This is a genomic window from Trinickia mobilis, assembly GCF_017315705.1.
In the GTDB taxonomy this organism is placed as follows: domain Bacteria; phylum Pseudomonadota; class Gammaproteobacteria; order Burkholderiales; family Burkholderiaceae; genus Trinickia_A; species Trinickia_A mobilis.
Map to the genome: position 1 here is coordinate 303,010 of NZ_JAFLRF010000005.1, position 16,037 is coordinate 319,046.

Genomic DNA, 16,037 nt, shown 5'->3' on the forward strand with positions numbered 1-16,037 from the left:
CTTCGCTGTCGGGCGCTACGCGGTGAGCGTCGCGCGATCCAAGTACAGCTGCAGGATCGCGGTGAAGCGCACGCCGTTGAGCGCCTTGCGTGCAGCGATCAGTTGATCGAAGAAATACGGGATCATGACCGGCGTTTCGTCGAGCAAGAGTGTCTGGATCTGGCCGGAGATCTTCTTTTGCGATGCGATGCCGAGTGCCCCGACGAACTGCGCGACGAGCGCATCGTACTGCGGGTTCTTGAAGTGCGCCGCGTTCCACGTGCCGCTGCTCGTGAGCGGGGCGCTCAGGAACACGTTCGGCACGCCGCGGTGGCCGTAGTCGGTGATGCCGAGCGGCGAGTCGAGCCAGTCCGATTTGCCGGGCGTGCCGGCGCCGTAGTACAGCTCCTGGCTTTCGACCTTGAGCGAAATGTTCACGCCGATCGCCTTCGCCGCGTTCTGCACGACGACCGCCAGATCGGGAATCTCCATGAACTTCTCGGTGGTGAGCGTGACGTCGAAGCCGTTCGGATGGCCCGCCTGCGCGAGCAGCTGCTTGGCATTTGCGACGTCGAGCCTGCGCTGCGCGATCGCGGTGTCCGTCGACGGAAACACCGGCGCAAACGGGCTGTCGTTGCCAAGCGCCGCGCGGCTGTGGAAGAGGCCGCGCACCATCACGTCGCGGTTCAGCGCGAGCGCGAGTGCCTGGCGCACGCGCTTGTCGGTGAACGGCGCGATGTCGTTGCGCATGTGGATCTGCCGATGCGCGCTGGACTTCACGCCCATCACCTTGAAGCCGGGGTTGTTCACGATACCGGCTCCGCCCTGGATCGTGAACCCGGCCATTACGTCGGCCTGTCGTCCCTGCAGCGCAAGGATCTGCGCCTGCTGGTCCGCGTAGAAAGAAAACTGTATGCGCTCCGGCAACGCTTTTTCGCCCCAGTAGTCGGGGTTGCGCACGAACGAGGCGCCGACCTTCGGCGTGTACTTTTCGAGCTTGAACGGGCCGGTGCCGATGAAGGTCTGTTCGTAGTTGCCGCTGAAATTCGCCGGCAGCATCACCGCGTTGTAATTGTCGGAAGAAACGTAGTAGGGGAAGTTGCCGTTGGGTGCGTCGAGATGGAACGCGACCGTGTGGTCGTCGACGACTTGCGTGCCGCCCTTGGACAAGACCCCTTTCAGGACCGACAGCGCCGCCGACCCGCTCGCGGGATTGGCGAGGCGGTCGAACGTCGCGGCGACGTCTTTCGCCGTGAACGGCTGGCCATCGTGGAACTTGACGTTCTGGCGCAGCTTGAAGGTCCACACGTCGCCCTTGTCGTTCGGCTGCCACGACAGCGCGAGCGCGGGTCTCAGCATCATGTGCTCGCTGTCGTCGTCGATCAGGAACTCGCCCGTCTGATTCAAGAGACCGACGCCCGATGCGTCTGCGACGGTCAGCGGGTTCACTGCGCCCGCGGGCATCAGGTGCGCGACGCGAATCGTCGCGTTGGCGCCGGCCGTGCCTTGCGCGCGCGCGGTGCCCGGTCCCGGTACGAGGAGCGCGCCGCCGCCCGCGGCCGCGAGCAAGCCTGAAAGTCCCATCACGCCTGCGTGACGCAGCAGTTCGCGGCGCGTCACGCGGCCCGCGAAGTATTCGTCGATGGCGTGATTGCCCAATTCGCCGGCGTCGCGGCGGGCGGCTTCGAGAGCCAAGCGGAGTTCCGCAGGAGTCTTCATCGATGAGTTTTCCGTATCGTGGAGGGGCGCGCCGCCGGGGGCGCGTTTGGGACGAGCGGTGCCGCGATGATGAAAGCGGTTTTAGTGTAAGCGATTGGGCCCGATTGCGGCGCGTTCGTGCGTGTCGCGGGCTGCAAGCCGGGCGGGAATGCCGCCGATTTGTGTCACGCCAACAACGGCACGCCGGCCGCGCGTCGCTGCGGCGCGAAAGCCGCTGCTATGACTGCGGCATCGGGCGTGCAGCAAAGGGCGTTCCCGAGCGCTGGGCGCTCCCTTCTGCGCAGGAGCGCCCAGCGCGTTTCAATCATCGTGTGGATGCTTGTGAATCGGATCGACCCAATAAACGGTCTCAGGCGTTTCGACCGCATCGATATTCAGGTTCACGACCACCGCCTCGTTGTCGCTGCGCACGAGCACGCATTCGAGCGGCTCGTCGGTGCTCGCATTGATCTCCTGATGCGGCACGTAGGGCGGCACGAAGATGAAGTCGCCGGGGCCCGCCTCCGCGGTGAATTCGAGGTGCTCGCCCCAGCGCATGCGCGCATGGCCGCGCACGACGTAGATCACGCTTTCGAGCGCGCCGTGGTGATGCGCGCCCGTCTTCGCGTTCGGATGGATCGTGACGGTGCCGGCCCAGATCTTCTGGGCGCCGACACGTGCCGCGTTGATCGCCGCCGCGCGGTTCATGCCTGGCGTTTGCGCAGTGTTGGTGTCGAGCTGGTCGCCGCGGATCACTTTCACGCCGTGCTCGCGCCAGTCGACGGGCGGGGTGGGGTGGTCGTTCATGATGATTCGTAGGGGTCTGAAAAAAACCCGTCCGAGACCGTGTGCCTCGGACGGGCCGGCTCTACTGCGCCGTAGCGGGCAGTGCCGGGCCGGGGGCATGCCCGGCCCGCGCTCACCTTGTCGCCTTCGAGTTGATGATCGCCTCCGACACGTTCCCCGGCGTTTCCGCGTAGTGCTTGAACTCCATCGTGTAGGTGGCGCGCCCTTGCGTGAGCGAGCGCAGCGACGTCGAGTAGCCGAACATCTCCGCAAGCGGCACCTCGGCGCGCACGAGCTTGCCGCCGCCGCCCGCGATGTCCTCCATGCCCTGCACGATGCCGCGCCGGCTCGAGAGGTCGCCCATCACGTTGCCCATGAAGTCTTCCGGCGTCTCCACTTCGACATGCATCATCGGCTCGAGCAGCACCGGCTTCGCGCGGCGCATGCCTTCCTTGAACGCCATCGAACCGGCCATCCGGAACGCGTTTTCGTTCGAGTCGACGTCGTGGTACGAACCGAACGTGAGCGTCGCCTTCACGTCGACGACCGGATAGCCAGCGAGCACGCCGGACTTGAGCGTTTCCTGGATGCCCTTGTCGACCGCGGGGATGAATTCGCGCGGCACGACGCCGCCCTTGATCGCGTCGACGAATTCGTAGCCGCCGCCGGGCTTCTGCGGTTCGAGCTTCAAGACGACGTGACCGTACTGGCCGCGTCCGCCCGACTGCTTGACGAACTTGCCTTCGACGTCTTCCGCGGTGGTGCGGATCGTCTCGCGATAGGCGACCTGCGGCTTGCCGACCGTCGCTTCGACGCCGAACTCGCGCTTCATGCGGTCGACGAGAATTTCGAGGTGCAGCTCGCCCATACCCGAGATGATCGTCTGGCCGGATTCTTCATCGGTCTGCACGCGAAACGACGGATCTTCCTGCGCGAGGCGATTGAGCGCGATGCCCATCTTTTCCTGGTCGGCTTTCGTTTTCGGCTCGACGGCCTGCGAGATCACCGGTTCGGGGAAGATCATCTTCTCGAGGATGATGATGTGGTTCGGGTCGCATAGCGTGTCGCCGGTCGTGGCCTCTTTCAGGCCGACCGCCGCGGCGATATCGCCCGCATACACCTCCTTGATTTCCTTGCGCTCGTTCGCGTGCATCTGCAGGATGCGCCCGAGGCGCTCCTTCTTCGACTTCACGGGGTTGTAGACCGTGTCGCCCGAATTGACGACGCCCGAGTACACGCGAAAGAAGATCAGTTGGCCGACGAACGGGTCCGTCATGATCTTGAACGCGAGTGCCGAGAACGGCTCTTCGTCGCTCGGATGGCGCTCGGCTTCCTTATCGTCCTCGTCGTGGCCGAGAATCGCGGGCACGTCGACGGGCGAGGGCAGGTAGTCGATCACCGCATCGAGCATCGCCTGCACGCCCTTGTTCTTGAACGCGCTGCCGCACAGCATCGGCACGATCTCGTTGGCGATCGTGCGCTTGCGCAACGCGGTCTTGATGTCTTGCTCGGTCAGCGAGTGGTGGTCTTCGAGGTACTTCTCGAGCAGTTCCTCGCTCGCCTCGGCGGCGGCTTCGACCATCTTCTCGCGCCATTCCTCGGCGGTCGCCTTGAGGTTGTCCGGGATGTCCTGGTACTCGAACTTCACGCCCTGGCTTTCCTCATCCCAGATGATCGCCTTCATCTTCACGAGGTCGATCACGCCCTGGAAATGCTCTTCCGCGCCCACCGGAATCTGGATCGGCACCGCGACGCCCTTCAGGCGCTCGCCGATCTGACGCTGCACGCGGAAGAAGTCGGCGCCGACGCGGTCCATCTTGTTGACGAACGCGATGCGCGGCACCTTGTACTTGTTCGCCTGGCGCCAGACCGTTTCCGATTGCGGCTGCACGCCGCCGACGGAGTCGTACACCATGCACGCGCCGTCGAGCACGCGCATCGAGCGCTCGACTTCGATCGTGAAGTCGACGTGCCCCGGGGTATCGATGATGTTGATCCGATGTTCGGGGTAGTTGCCGGCCATGCCCTTCCAGAAGGCCGTGGTGGCGGCGGACGTGATCGTGATGCCGCGCTCTTGCTCCTGCTCCATCCAGTCCATCGTCGCCGCCCCGTCGTGAACCTCTCCGATCTTATGGCTCACGCCGGTGTAGAACAGAATGCGTTCGGTGGTGGTGGTCTTGCCGGCATCGATGTGAGCGCTGATGCCGATGTTCCGGTAGCGCTCGATGGGGGTCTTGCGGGGCACGTGAGCCTCCTTGGAGTTGGGCGCCGCCGAAGGAACCGGACGGGCGGCGCTGGCGGACCGCTTGGAAGCATCGCTGGGTCGTGCGGGTTTGCCGGACGATCAGCGGCGCTTGCGGTGACAGACTACAAGAATAGCGCTTGGCGAACGCTTTTGCAGGAATCTTGCCAGTCCGGCGAAGAGGCGGTGGGGCGGGTGTCAGCGCGGAAACAGGGCGGCTGGCGCGGTGGCGGGGGAGGGCCGCGGCCGCGCCGGGGCGCGGCGCAGGAGAAGCGCTTACGGGTAAGCGGTGAAGCGCAGCCTCATTGCGGCTGCGGCAAGCCTTGGATCTGCATCCCGGGCTTGATGCCCTTCGCGGCGAACCACCCCTTGCTCATTTCCAGCGCATAGACGCCGTTGTTCGTCGGGCAGTGATTGTTGGTGGTCTCGGCCTGCATTTCGTCGATGTCGGTGACCGTGCCGTCGGCACGTATGAACGCGATCGACAGCGGGATCAGCGTGTTCTTCATCCAGAAGCAGTGCACGGCGTTCTCGTTGAACACGAACAGCATCCCTTCGTTCGGTTGGAGCTTCGTGCGATACATGAGGCCCTGTTCGCGGTCCGCGTCGCTCGCGGCCACGGCGGCATCGATCGCATACATGCCTATCGACAGCTTCACGCGCGGAAAGTCGCCCGGCTGCTTGGCGCCGGGGGGCATCTGCTGCGCGAAAGCGGCGGTCGATGCGAGAGACAACGCAGCAACCGGCAATGCGATGGCAAGCGCCACGTGCGCCGTCAACGAGCTCAGGGAAAATCGCACGACACTACTCCTTGCTGATTGGACCCTGCGCATGTTACGCGAGTGGTCATCAAACCAAAAGAAAAAGGCAGATCGCCTTGCGGCCATCTGCCTTTCAACGCCGTAAAGAACGGCAGGACTGCTAGTTCTTGACTGCGTTGTTACGACAAACTTACTCCGAAGCGGCCGATGCGGCTTCTGCCTTAGCTGCCTTCTTGTGCGCCTTCTTGTGCATTGCCTTGTGTTCCTTCTTGGCCATCGAGCCCGAAGCAGCCATCGGAGCAGCAGCCGAAGCAGCAGCCGGAGCCGACGCGCTTTGTGCGAAAGCAGCCGTTGCGAAGAGGCCAGCGACCAGAGCGGCGATCAGTTTGTTCATTTTGTAAATCCTCAGCTTTAGTTAATTAACCAAATGACCCGGTCATTGTGAGTCAAGTCGGTAAACGTGCCATCCACCTTTCGGTTGACAGCCGCATCAAACAAATTTGCTGACGCGTCTGCGAGCTGTCGGACCGCCTGTTCACACCGCTGTAACGGCCATGACAAACGACCTTGAGGCTAATGCCGGATAGCTTCGGGCGGCATCTGCGTCGAATAACGCGTGGGTTTGCGAGTCGGTTGACGAGAATTTTTACGAATTGATATTCGGCATGGCGCTAGGCCCTCAACCCACGGCAATAGATGCGCTTGCAACCATTTAGAGAAGGCCGTGCGGCGAAAAAAGACTTTTCCGTACAACGGGTTATAGGGGGAATCAGGCGTGGCGTCCGGCGCGTGAAACATCCGTGGAACGTCAGGCGATGCCGTCCCACGGCGCCCGCGGCGGCAACGTTGCAGTTTGACCAGGCTCAAGGCCGATCGCCAAGATATCGAGCGCGCCGATGCCGACGCGCACGAGCCGCAGGGTCGGAAAGCCGACCGCTGCGGTCATTCGCCGCACTTGACGATTCTTGCCCTCGGTGATCGCAAGCTCGATCCACGCCGTCGGGATCGCCGCGCGATAGCGGATCGGCGGCGTGCGCGGCCAAAATGTCTCGGGTGGCTCGACGAACTCGGCGCGACAGGGGCGCGTCACGTAGTCGCCGAGATCGACGCCGCGCGCGAGCGCCTTTAACGCCGCTTCGTCGGGCGCGCCTTCCACTTGCGCCCAATAGCGTTTGACAAGTTTGTGACGCGGCTCGGCGATGCGCGCCTGCAATGCGCCGTCGTCGGTCAGGAGCAGGAGGCCCTCGCTGTCGGCGTCGAGCCGTCCCGCCGGATAGACGCCCGGCACCTTGACCCAGTCCGCGAGAGACGCGCGCGTGTCGTGCGCCGAGAACTGGCAAATCGTGCCGAAAGGTTTGTTGAGAGCGATCAGGCGCATAAGGAATTTCCGCTAACTTGAGCACGGCCCCGCTTGTCCGGCTTACCTGCCGAAGGGCTCCGGCGCACCGCCGGCGCGCTTCGGAACGCCTGCCGGGCTCAGGCGGCATGGATGGCAAATGGCGGAATGTTAATGCATAATACGAGACGCCAAGTCTTATGTCTTATATAAGACTACACGGGAGCCGTGCTTCTCGTGTTCTCCCGCGCGCGGCGCCCGGCTGTTCTCCCTGCACAGCCCGCAGCACGCGCGTGGGCTAGAATAGCGGTCTGGCCGCTCATGGGCGTCCGGCGTTGCTTGCAGTGCGATAGCGCCCGGTTTTGCAGTCCCCACTCTGCTTCCTCCTATACCAGCTCAGCCAACACTGGAGTCGATCATGCCGTATCAGCACATCAAGCTCCCGACCGGCGGTGACAAGATCACCGTCAACGCGGACTTTTCGCTCAACGTTTCCGATCAGCCGATCATTCCGTACATCGAAGGCGACGGTACGGGCTTCGACATCACGCCGGTGATGATCAAGGTGGTCGACGCCGCGGTCGAAAAAGCCTACGGCGGCAAGCGGAAGATCCACTGGATGGAAATCTACGCGGGCGAAAAGGCGACCAAGGTGTACGGCCCGGACGTGTGGCTGCCCGAAGAAACGCTGCAAGTGCTGAAGGAATACGTCGTGTCGATCAAGGGGCCGCTCACGACGCCGGTCGGCGGCGGCATCCGCTCGCTGAACGTCGCGCTACGCCAGGAGCTGGATCTGTATGTTTGCCTGCGTCCGGTGCAGTACTTCAAGGGCGTGCCGTCGCCGGTGCGCGAGCCGGAAAAGACCAACATGGTGATCTTCCGCGAGAACTCGGAAGACATCTACGCCGGCATCGAATGGGCAGCCGAGTCCGAGCAGGCCAAGAAGGTCATCAAGTTCCTGCGGGAAGAAATGGGCGTGAAGAAGATCCGCTTCCCGGAATCGTCGGGCCTCGGCGTAAAGCCGGTGTCGCGCGAGGGCACCGAGCGTCTCGTGCGCAAGGCGATCCAGTATGCGATCGATCACGACCGCCGCTCGGTCACGCTCGTTCACAAGGGCAACATCATGAAGTTCACGGAAGGCGCCTTCCGTGACTACGGCTATGCGCTCGCGGCGAAGGAATTCGGTGCGGAGCTGGTGGACGGCGGCCCGTGGATGAAGTTCAAGAATCCGAAGACGGGCAACGATATCGTCATCAAGGATGTGATCGCCGATGCGTTCCTCCAGCAGATCCTGCTGCGTCCGGCCGAGTACGACGTGATCGCGACGCTGAACCTGAACGGCGACTACGTTTCCGACGCCCTGGCCGCGCAAGTCGGCGGTATCGGCATCGCGCCGGGCGCGAACATGTCGGATTCGGTCGCGATGTTCGAAGCGACGCACGGCACGGCGCCGAAGTACGCCGGCAAGGACTACGTGAACCCGGGCTCGGAAATTCTCTCGGCGGAAATGATGTTGCGCCACCTCGGCTGGACCGAAGCGGCCGACGTCATCATCTCGTCGATGGAAAAGTCGATTCTGCAAAAGCGCGTCACGTACGATTTTGCGCGGCTGATGGAAGGCGCTACGCAAGTGTCGTGCTCGGGCTTCGGTCAGGTGATGATCGAAAACATGCAGTAAGCGTTCAGGCCTTCACGGGCTGAAGCGAAAACCCCGGTCGAGTTCAGGCTCGCCGGGGTTTTTTTGTCGACCCGAGTTAGCGCTTCAGCTGTCGGCCCGAGTGTTCAGCGTTTGCCGCGGAACGTCTGCTCCTGGCTCGTCAGCGCGAGCGTGCTGTTGCCAGTCGCGTTGCGCGGGACCAAATAGATCGTGACGTTGTACTGCTCCCGACTGCCGACGATGTCCCACGTGCCGCCGCTGGTTTCCTGCACGACGGTCACGTCTTCGCCGTTCACGCCGATCACCGTGACGTTCGCGTCGGAGACGGCATTGCCCGCCGCGACGGTTCCCGTCATCTGCGTGGGCGTCGCGGACCGGCTCGATGTATTGGCGGCGCCGCTGCTGCCCCGCCGCCCCGCAGGCTGCAAGAATTGATAATGCCGAAGCGCCGGTGACGGCAAGTGTCAATCTCGATTCGGCCGGATTTTGAGACTTCGCCTTATGTTTGGCCATATCTCGGAAATATTGTTTAGCTTGTACTGCTTAGCAATTGCCGGCTTGATTTTCGGTTTATTTAATGACACAACCGTTGCGGATCGACGCGCATCGCGACGCGTCCCGCACGCGCTTCGCTTGCAATGAGGAACCCTCGATGGTTCGCAGAGAATTTCTGGCCCGCACGCTTGGCGTGGCCGCTGCGTCTTCCGCGCGACGCTCGTCGCGAAGCTGCGTTCGCTTGAATTGTTACCGGGCACGACGACGTCGTTTTGGCTATACGGAGACGACCCGTCTGCTGCATCCGGCAGCGCGATCGCCGGCCCGATGGTCGATCCGATGATCGACGTGCGCGAAGGCGACACGGTAGAAATCACCTTCATAAACGGCTTGCCGCAACCCTCGACGATCCACTGGCACGGCATGCCGGTGCCGCCCGATCAGGACGGCAATCCGTCGAACCCGGTGGCGTCCGCCGCGGCGAGGTCGAGCTCTGGTCGATCGAGAATCGCACCGACATGAATCATCCGTTCCACTTGCACGGTACGCAGTTTCAGGTGGTGGAGCGCGAGTCGGATGGCGTGACGACCGCCGAGCCGTTTCGCGCGTGGCGCGACGTGGTGAACGTGAAACCGGGGCAGACGATGCAGATCGCGACGATGCAATCGATGAGCGGTGAACGCATGTTTCATTGCCACATCATCGAGCACGAGGTGCTCGGCATGATGGGCGCACTGAAAGTGATCTGAAACAAAGTCAGCGCGCTTTTTCAGCGTGGGAGGAAATGACCGGGCTTTGAGATATCAAAAAGAAACCCGGCACGAGGCCGGGTTTCCAAAGCACAGCGAATCGAACGTTATCAGGCAGCTGCCTGGATGTTCGATGCCTGTTTGCCTTTCGGTCCTTGCACGACTTCGAAGCTGACCTTCTGACCTTCCTTGAGCGTCTTGAATCCGTTCATCTGGATGGCCGAGAAGTGTGCAAACAGATCCTCGCCGCCTTCGTCGGGCGTGATGAATCCGAAGCCTTTCGCGTCATTGAACCATTTGACCGTACCAGTTGCCATACCAACTTCCCCTGTAACTCATGTCCTACCACGAGCACGCTCGAAAAGCTCAGCGGCCGCGGAATGCAGCCGCCCCCTCCTCACTAGCTCACCTCGGCATTTTTTCGTACCTACGCACCTGCTGCGGCCAGCTGAAAAAAAGTGCCAGCTTGATTGTTGGATCTCTTTATTCGAGTGTCAAGTGAATTTTGAGACGTTGTGTGGGGCGTTGTATGAAGCGCATTTCTAGGGTTTATCCCGCTTTTCATGTGTGCGCTGGCGCAAGCGCCGGATCTTGAAAAGACGCATAATCGACGCACATAGGGTCACGGGCCGCACCGGGGCAGGCTTTCAGCCTGTCGGCACGCGATGTGCGATACTCGAATCGACTCTCCGCAGGCGCGGTAGCGAACCTCGGCGATGTCGAAGGCCGGCTCCGCGATCGGCCGCGAGAAGCGAGCGTGCGCGATGGGGGAACCGTCGGGCGGCAGCAATTGGGCCACCGGCTAGCCGGTCGGGTTTTGACAGGATTGCGGGCCTGTCCGAGTTGTTTAGAATGGGTGTATGGCGATTATTCCGGACAAGCAGGACAGCACCGTACTGGAGCGGCAGGAAAAGAAGCTGAAACCGCCTTCCATGTATAAGGTGGTGCTGTTGAACGACGATTTCACGCCAATGGAATTTGTCGTGATGATCGTGCAGGAATATTTCAATAAAGACCGCGAGACCGCGACGCAGATCATGCTGAAGGTCCATCGCGAGGGGCGAGGAGTTTGTGGGGTCTACACGCGAGATATCGCGTCGACCAAAGTCGAGCAGGTAGTTACCCACGCACGGCAGGCAGGGCATCCGCTGCAGTGCGTGATGGAGGAAGCATGATTGCCCAGGAACTGGAAGTGAGCTTGCACATGGCGTTTATGGAAGCACGCCAGGCGCGGCACGAGTTCATAACGGTCGAACATCTTTTACTGGCCTTGTTGGACAATCCGACGGCAGCAGAGGTGTTGCGCGCGTGCGCGGCCAACATCGAGGATCTGCGCCAGAACCTGCGCAATTTCATCCACGACAACACGCCCACTGTTCCCGGCACTGACGATGTCGACACGCAGCCGACACTCGGCTTTCAGCGAGTGATCCAGCGCGCGATCATGCACGTGCAATCGACGTCGAACGGCAAGAAGGAAGTGACGGGCGCGAACGTGCTGGTCGCGATCTTCGGCGAGAAGGATTCGCACGCGGTCTACTATCTGCAGCAGCAGGGCGTGACGCGCCTCGACGTCGTCAACTTTATTTCGCACGGCATTGCGAAGACGAGCGGCAGCGACGCCGCCAAGGCGAGCGACGCGAACGCCGAGGCCGACGAGGCCGCCGCGCAGAAAGAAACGCCGCTCGCGCAGTTCACGCAGAACCTGAACCAGATGGCGAAGGACGGCCGCATCGATCCTCTGATCGGGCGCGAGCTGGAAGTCGAGCGCGTCGTGCAGGTGCTGTGCCGCCGCCGCAAGAACAATCCGCTGCTGGTTGGCGAGGCGGGCGTCGGCAAGACGGCGATCGCCGAGGGCCTGGCCTGGCGCATCACGCGCGGCGAAGTGCCTGATATTCTCGCGGACGCACAGGTTTATTCGCTCGACATGGGCGCGTTGCTCGCCGGCACCAAATACCGCGGCGATTTCGAGCAGCGCCTCAAGACGGTGCTGAAAGAATTGAAAGAGCGTCCGCACGCAATTCTGTTCATCGACGAAATTCATACGCTGATCGGCGCGGGCGCCGCGTCGGGCGGCACGCTCGATGCGTCGAATCTGCTCAAGCCGGCGCTGTCGTCGGGCACGCTCAAGTGCATCGGCGCGACCACCTTCACCGAGTATCGCGGCATCTTCGAAAAGGACGCGGCGCTTTCGCGGCGCTTCCAGAAGATCGACGTGACTGAGCCGACCGTCGAGCAGACGGTGGCGATCCTGCGCGGCCTCAAGTCGCGCTTCGAAGAGCACCACGGCGTGAAGTATTCGTCGGGGGCGCTGTCGGCGGCGGCTGAATTGTCGGCGCGCTTCATTACGGATCGTCATCTGCCGGACAAGGCGATCGACGTGATCGATGAAGCCGGCGCCGCTCAGCGCATCCTGCCGAAGTCGAAGCAGAAGAAGACAATCGGCAAGAGCGAGATCGAGGAGATCATTTCGAAGATCGCGCGCGTGCCGGCGCAGAGCGTGTCGCAGGACGACCGCAGCAAGCTCCAGACGCTCGATCGCGATCTGAAGAGCGTCGTGTTCGGGCAAGACCCGGCGATCGACGCCCTGGCCGCCTCGATCAAGATGGCGCGCGCGGGTCTCGGCAAGACCGACAAGCCGATCGGCGCGTTCCTGTTCTCCGGCCCGACGGGCGTCGGCAAGACCGAAGTGGCGCGGCAGCTCGCGTTTACCCTCGGCATCGAGCTGATTCGCTTCGATATGTCGGAATACATGGAGCGTCACGCGGTGAGCCGCCTGATCGGCGCGCCGCCGGGATATGTTGGGTTCGATCAGGGCGGTCTCTTGACCGAGGCCGTCACGAAGAAGCCGCACTGCGTGCTGTTGCTCGACGAAATCGAGAAGGCGCACCCGGACATTTTCAACGTGCTCCTGCAAGTGATGGACCACGGCACGCTGACCGACAACAACGGCCGCAAGGCGGATTTCCGCAACGTCATCATCATCATGACGACGAACGCGGGCGCCGAGTCGATGCAGAAAGGGACGATCGGTTTTACGGCGCGCCGCGAAACCGGCGACGAAATGGTCGATATCAAGCGGATGTTCACGCCCGAGTTCCGCAACCGGCTCGACGCGACGATCAGCTTCCGCTCGCTCGATGAAGAAATCATCATGCGCGTGGTCGACAAGTTCCTCATGCAGCTCGAGGATCAGCTGCACGAGAAGAAAGTCGACGCGCTCTTCACCGATGCGTTGCGCAAGCACCTCGCGAAGCATGGCTTCGATCCGCTGATGGGCGCGCGTCCGATGCAGCGCCTGATTCAGGACACCATCCGTCGCGCGCTGGCCGACGAGTTGCTGTTCGGCAAGCTGATGAACGGCGGCCGCGTGACGGTCGATGTCGACGAGGACGACAAGGTGCAGCTCACGTTCGACGAAAACGCCGCGCCGCGCAATCCTAGTCCGGAAACGGTCGAGGTCGAGTAGCGCGGTTCATCGGTACTTCAGGCAAAACGGCGCGGTTTCCCCGCGCCGTTTTGTTTTTCAAGCCGCCGGTTCGACCAGGCGACAGCCCGGTCGCGGCATCAATGCTTGCCCGTGCTCCCGAACCCGCCGGCGCCGCGGTCGCTCTGCTCGAACTCGTCCACGACGTTGAAGCGCGCCTGCACCACCGGCACGATGACGAGCTGCGCGAGGCGCTCCATCGGATTTAGCGTGAACGTGGTTTGCCCGCGGTTCCACGTCGAAATCATCAATTGGCCTTGATAGTCCGAATCGATCAGCCCGACCAGGTTGCCGAGCACGATGCCGTGCTTGTGCCCGAGACCCGAGCGCGGCAGGATCATCGCGGCGTAGCCCGGGTCGCCGACGTGGATCGCGAGACCTGTCGGCACCAATGCCGTTTCGCCGGGCTGCAGCGTCAGCGGTTCGTCGAGGCAGGCGCGCAGATCGAGGCCGGCGCTGCCGGACGTCGCGTAGGCGGGGAGCTGGTCGCGCATGCGCGCATCGAGGATCTTCAGGTCGAGTTTCATGCAGGATTCGTTCAATGAGGGTCAAGCGGTTGGGGTGTTGCGCCCGAGCTCGAAAGCTTGAGCGAGAAGTTCATACGAGCGCAACCGGGCGCGATAGCTGCCGGCTACGGTCAGGATGATGAGTTCGTCGGCGTCGAATTGGTCTTTCACTTCGGTGAGGCGCGCCGTCACCGATTCCGGCGTTCCGATGATGCTGCGCGGCTTCTCGCGATCGATCACGAGCTGGTCGCGCTCGCCGAATTCCTGCAAGCGGCCTTGTTCGATCGACGGAATCGGTGCGTTGAGGCCGTACGCCATTTGCACGCGGCGCAGGTCGACGGCTTTTTCGAGGTCTGCCGCTTCCTGTTCCGTATCCGCGCAAATCACGAAGACGGACGCGGCAAGGTAGGGCTCCTCTTCGTGGCCCGGCGTGAAGCGATCGCGATACGCCTCGCCGACGCGGTGTCCGAAGTGCGCGTTGATGAAGTGCGCGAACGCAAACCGCATGCCGAGCCGCGCCGCCAGCATCCCGCCGAAATCGCTCGAGCCCAGCATCCACAGCTGCGGACGCGTCGTGATTTGCGGTTGCAGCAGGACGCCCTGTGCGAGATGGTCGAGCGGCAGCTTGTCGCTCATCAGCGCGACGAGATCGGCGACTTGCTCCGCGAATATTTCGCCGCGGTTGTACTGGCCGGCCGCGACGGCTTGCGCGGTGCGCATGTCGCCGCCGGGTGCGCGTCCGACGCCTAGATCGATGCGGTTCGGGAACAGCGCTTCGAGCATCAGGAACTGTTCGGCGACCTTGAACGGGCTGTAGTAGGGCAGCATGACGCCGCCCGAGCCGATGCGGATGCGTTTGGTGAGGCTGCCGAGGCGGGCCAGCATCACTTCGGGGCAGGGATTCGAGACCGCGCGCAGGCCGTGGTGCTCGGCGCACCAGTAGCGCGTGTAGCCGAGATCGTCGGCGAGCTGCGCGAGCTCGAGGGTGGCGGCAATCGCGTCGGCCACTGAGTGCCCGTCGATCACGGGCGTTTGATCGAGCACGGAAAGTAGCGTCATGACAGTACCGCTCCGAGTGAATGCGCTAGTCCAATCCCCGATTACGAAATCAGGCTCATATCCGGCAGCCGACGGGCGATCTCGCCGATCAGCGTCTGCGCGAGCGTCGTTTTGTCCGCGCGCGGCAAGCGCGTCACGCCGCCGGCTTCGAATAGCGCCACTTCATTATCGTCGCGGCCGAACGTCTGCGGGCCGAGATTGCCGATCAGAAGGGGCACGTTCTTGCGGACGCGCTTTTCTTCGCCATTCGCGTCGAGGTTGCCGCTTTCGGCGGCGAAGCCGACGCAAAACGGCGGATGCGGCAACTTTGCGACCGCCGCGAGAATGTCCGGATTCTCGACGAACGCGAAGCTCGGCAGCTTGCGGTCGGCCGTCTTCTTGATTTTATGTTCGCTGACGTGATTTGCGCGCCAATCCGCGACGGCGGCGACCGCGATGAAAATGTCGCAGTCCGCCACCGCCTGCATGACGGCGTCGTGCATCTGTTGCGCTGTCTGGACGTCTTCGCGGAACACGCCCCAGGGCGTATCGAGCGTGACCGGGCCGGCGACCAGATGCACGTCCGCGCCGGCCTGCTGCGCCGCGCGCGCGAGCGCAAAACCCATCTTGCCGCTCGAAAGGTTCGTGATGCCGCGCACGGGGTCGAGCGGCTCGAAAGTCGGGCCAGCCGTGATCAGGACGCGCCGCCCGGACAGCATCTTCGGCTGAAAAAACGACACGATGGCTTCATAGGCCGCTTCCGGCTCGATCATGCGGCCGTCGCCGACCTCGCCGCAGGCCTGCGAGCCGGAATCCGGGCCGAGCACCAGCACGCCGTCTGCGCGCAATTGCGCGACGTTGCGCTGCGTCGCCGGGTTCATCCACATCTGGCGGTTCATCGCCGGCACGACGAGCAGTGGACAATCGCGGGCGATGCACAGCGTCGAGAGCAGGTCGTCGGCCATGCCGTGCGCGAGCTTCGCGAGGAAATCGGTCGACGCGGGCGCGATCACGATCGCGTCGGCCTCACGCGACAAGTCGATGTGCGGCATGTTGTTGTCGATGCGCGCATCCCACTGGCTCGTGTAGACGGGGCGCCCAGAGAGCGCCTGCATCGTGACGGGCGTGATGAATTGCGTGGCCGCCTCGGTCATCGCGACTTGCACGGTCGCGCCGGCTTTGGTCAAGAGCCGCGTCAGCTCGGCGATCTTGTAGCAGGCGATGCCGCCCGTCAGGCCCAGCACGAGGTTTTTTCCTGCGAGTTCTGCGGTTGCCAACGATGGTCTCCGAAAGCGAAGGCGCC

Annotated in this window: 15 protein-coding genes and 1 pseudogene; 5 read left to right on the forward strand and 11 right to left on the reverse strand. The window is 62.9% G+C overall.

Translation table 11 applies throughout. The annotated features are described in order from the left end of the window. Nucleotides 1–15: 15 nt before the first annotated feature. From J3489_RS09890 to J3489_RS09915, 6 genes are all read right to left on the reverse strand, one after another. On the reverse strand, nt 16–1,698 hold the full coding sequence (locus tag J3489_RS09890) for an ABC transporter substrate-binding protein (protein ID WP_206997536.1): 1,683 nt from the start codon (nt 1,696–1,698) through the stop codon (nt 16–18). 300 nt (nt 1,699–1,998) lie between these two features. Beyond that, a complete protein-coding gene (locus J3489_RS09895; protein WP_206997537.1) occupies nt 1,999–2,484 on the reverse strand; it encodes a cupin domain-containing protein in 486 nt (161 codons plus the stop codon). Between the two features lie 112 nt (nt 2,485–2,596). Beyond that, the gene (gene fusA / locus J3489_RS09900) at nt 2,597–4,708 is read right to left on the reverse strand and encodes an elongation factor G (RefSeq protein ID WP_206997538.1); all 2,112 of its coding nucleotides are present in this window, start codon (nt 4,706–4,708) and stop codon (nt 2,597–2,599) included. Between the two features lie 299 nt (nt 4,709–5,007). Beyond that, nucleotides 5,008–5,505 (reverse strand): DUF192 domain-containing protein, encoded by a 498-nt coding sequence (locus tag J3489_RS09905; RefSeq protein WP_206997539.1) that lies wholly within the window; start codon nt 5,503–5,505, stop codon nt 5,008–5,010. A gap of 151 nt (nt 5,506–5,656) precedes the next feature. After that, nucleotides 5,657–5,860 (reverse strand): hypothetical protein, encoded by a 204-nt coding sequence (locus tag J3489_RS09910; protein WP_206997540.1) that lies wholly within the window; start codon nt 5,858–5,860, stop codon nt 5,657–5,659. A gap of 414 nt (nt 5,861–6,274) precedes the next feature. Further along, a complete protein-coding gene (locus tag J3489_RS09915; RefSeq protein WP_206997541.1) occupies nt 6,275–6,844 on the reverse strand; it encodes a pseudouridine synthase in 570 nt (189 codons plus the stop codon). A 376-nt stretch (nt 6,845–7,220) separates the two neighbouring features. Between J3489_RS09915 and icd the strand changes: the two genes are divergently transcribed. Then, the gene (icd, locus tag J3489_RS09920; protein ID WP_206997542.1) at nt 7,221–8,480 is read left to right on the forward strand and encodes an NADP-dependent isocitrate dehydrogenase; all 1,260 of its coding nucleotides are present in this window, start codon (nt 7,221–7,223) and stop codon (nt 8,478–8,480) included. Nucleotides 8,481–8,584: 104 nt separating this feature from the next. Here icd and J3489_RS09925 read toward each other — a convergent pair whose 3' ends face one another. Continuing rightward, complete coding sequence (locus J3489_RS09925; RefSeq protein ID WP_206997543.1) at nt 8,585–8,815, reverse strand: hypothetical protein; 231 nt, start codon at nt 8,813–8,815, stop codon at nt 8,585–8,587. Between the two features lie 385 nt (nt 8,816–9,200). Between J3489_RS09925 and J3489_RS09930 the strand changes: the two genes are divergently transcribed. After that, nucleotides 9,201–9,476 (forward strand): multicopper oxidase domain-containing protein, encoded by a 276-nt coding sequence (locus J3489_RS09930; protein WP_445267838.1) that lies wholly within the window; start codon nt 9,201–9,203, stop codon nt 9,474–9,476. Continuing rightward, a pseudogene (locus J3489_RS09935) lies at nt 9,428–9,703 on the forward strand (multicopper oxidase domain-containing protein); the annotation flags it as partial. The gene J3489_RS09930 and the pseudogene J3489_RS09935, both read left to right, overlap by 49 nt. 110 nt (nt 9,704–9,813) lie before the next feature. On the opposite strand, the gene cspD reads toward J3489_RS09935, so the two are convergent. Next, nucleotides 9,814–10,020: a cold shock domain-containing protein CspD gene (gene cspD, locus J3489_RS09940; protein ID WP_017776809.1), complete on the reverse strand. Its 207-nt coding sequence runs from the start codon at nt 10,018–10,020 to the stop codon at nt 9,814–9,816. 543 nt (nt 10,021–10,563) lie between these two features. Between cspD and clpS the strand changes: the two genes are divergently transcribed. Continuing rightward, entirely contained in the window at nt 10,564–10,878 is a 315-nt protein-coding gene (clpS, locus tag J3489_RS09945) for an ATP-dependent Clp protease adapter ClpS (RefSeq protein ID WP_137331330.1), read from the forward strand. Further along, nucleotides 10,875–13,172: an ATP-dependent Clp protease ATP-binding subunit ClpA gene (gene clpA, locus J3489_RS09950; protein ID WP_206997546.1), complete on the forward strand. Its 2,298-nt coding sequence runs from the start codon at nt 10,875–10,877 to the stop codon at nt 13,170–13,172. Before clpS ends, clpA begins: the two co-directional genes overlap by 4 nt. 98 nt (nt 13,173–13,270) lie before the next feature. Here the strand turns inward: clpA and dut are convergent, their stop codons facing one another. Genes dut through coaBC form a run of 3 tightly spaced genes read right to left on the reverse strand, consistent with a single transcriptional unit; the run spans nt 13,271 to nt 16,011 of the window. After that, nucleotides 13,271–13,717: a dUTP diphosphatase gene (dut, locus tag J3489_RS09955; protein ID WP_206997547.1), complete on the reverse strand. Its 447-nt coding sequence runs from the start codon at nt 13,715–13,717 to the stop codon at nt 13,271–13,273. A gap of 21 nt (nt 13,718–13,738) precedes the next feature. Then, nucleotides 13,739–14,755: an LLM class flavin-dependent oxidoreductase gene (locus J3489_RS09960; protein ID WP_206997548.1), complete on the reverse strand. Its 1,017-nt coding sequence runs from the start codon at nt 14,753–14,755 to the stop codon at nt 13,739–13,741. Nucleotides 14,756–14,796: 41 nt separating this feature from the next. Next, nucleotides 14,797–16,011 carry a bifunctional phosphopantothenoylcysteine decarboxylase/phosphopantothenate--cysteine ligase CoaBC gene (gene coaBC, locus J3489_RS09965; RefSeq protein ID WP_206997549.1) on the reverse strand — a complete coding sequence of 405 codons (1,215 nt, stop codon included), beginning with the start codon at nt 16,009–16,011 and terminating at the stop codon, nt 14,797–14,799. Between the last annotated feature and the right edge of the window lie 26 nt (nt 16,012–16,037).

Excerpts from the sequence above, each read along its gene's own strand:
- J3489_RS09890 (WP_206997536.1), bottom strand. The coding sequence starts at position 1,698 with ATGAAGACTCCTGCGGAACTCCGCTTGGCTCTCGAAGCCGCCCGCCGC.
- J3489_RS09895 (WP_206997537.1), bottom strand. The coding sequence starts at position 2,484 with ATGAACGACCACCCCACCCCGCCCGTCGACTGGCGCGAGCACGGCGTG.
- J3489_RS09910 (WP_206997540.1), bottom strand. The coding sequence starts at position 5,860 with ATGAACAAACTGATCGCCGCTCTGGTCGCTGGCCTCTTCGCAACGGCT.
- J3489_RS09915 (WP_206997541.1), bottom strand. The coding sequence starts at position 6,844 with ATGCGCCTGATCGCTCTCAACAAACCTTTCGGCACGATTTGCCAGTTC.
- icd (WP_206997542.1), top strand. The coding sequence starts at position 7,221 with ATGCCGTATCAGCACATCAAGCTCCCGACCGGCGGTGACAAGATCACC.
- J3489_RS09925 (WP_206997543.1), bottom strand. The coding sequence starts at position 8,815 with ATGACGGGAACCGTCGCGGCGGGCAATGCCGTCTCCGACGCGAACGTC.
- cspD (WP_017776809.1), bottom strand. The coding sequence starts at position 10,020 with ATGGCAACTGGTACGGTCAAATGGTTCAATGACGCGAAAGGCTTCGGA.
- clpS (WP_137331330.1), top strand. The coding sequence starts at position 10,564 with ATGGCGATTATTCCGGACAAGCAGGACAGCACCGTACTGGAGCGGCAG.
- clpA (WP_206997546.1), top strand. The coding sequence starts at position 10,875 with ATGATTGCCCAGGAACTGGAAGTGAGCTTGCACATGGCGTTTATGGAA.
- dut (WP_206997547.1), bottom strand. The coding sequence starts at position 13,717 with ATGAAACTCGACCTGAAGATCCTCGATGCGCGCATGCGCGACCAGCTC.
- J3489_RS09960 (WP_206997548.1), bottom strand. The coding sequence starts at position 14,755 with ATGACGCTACTTTCCGTGCTCGATCAAACGCCCGTGATCGACGGGCAC.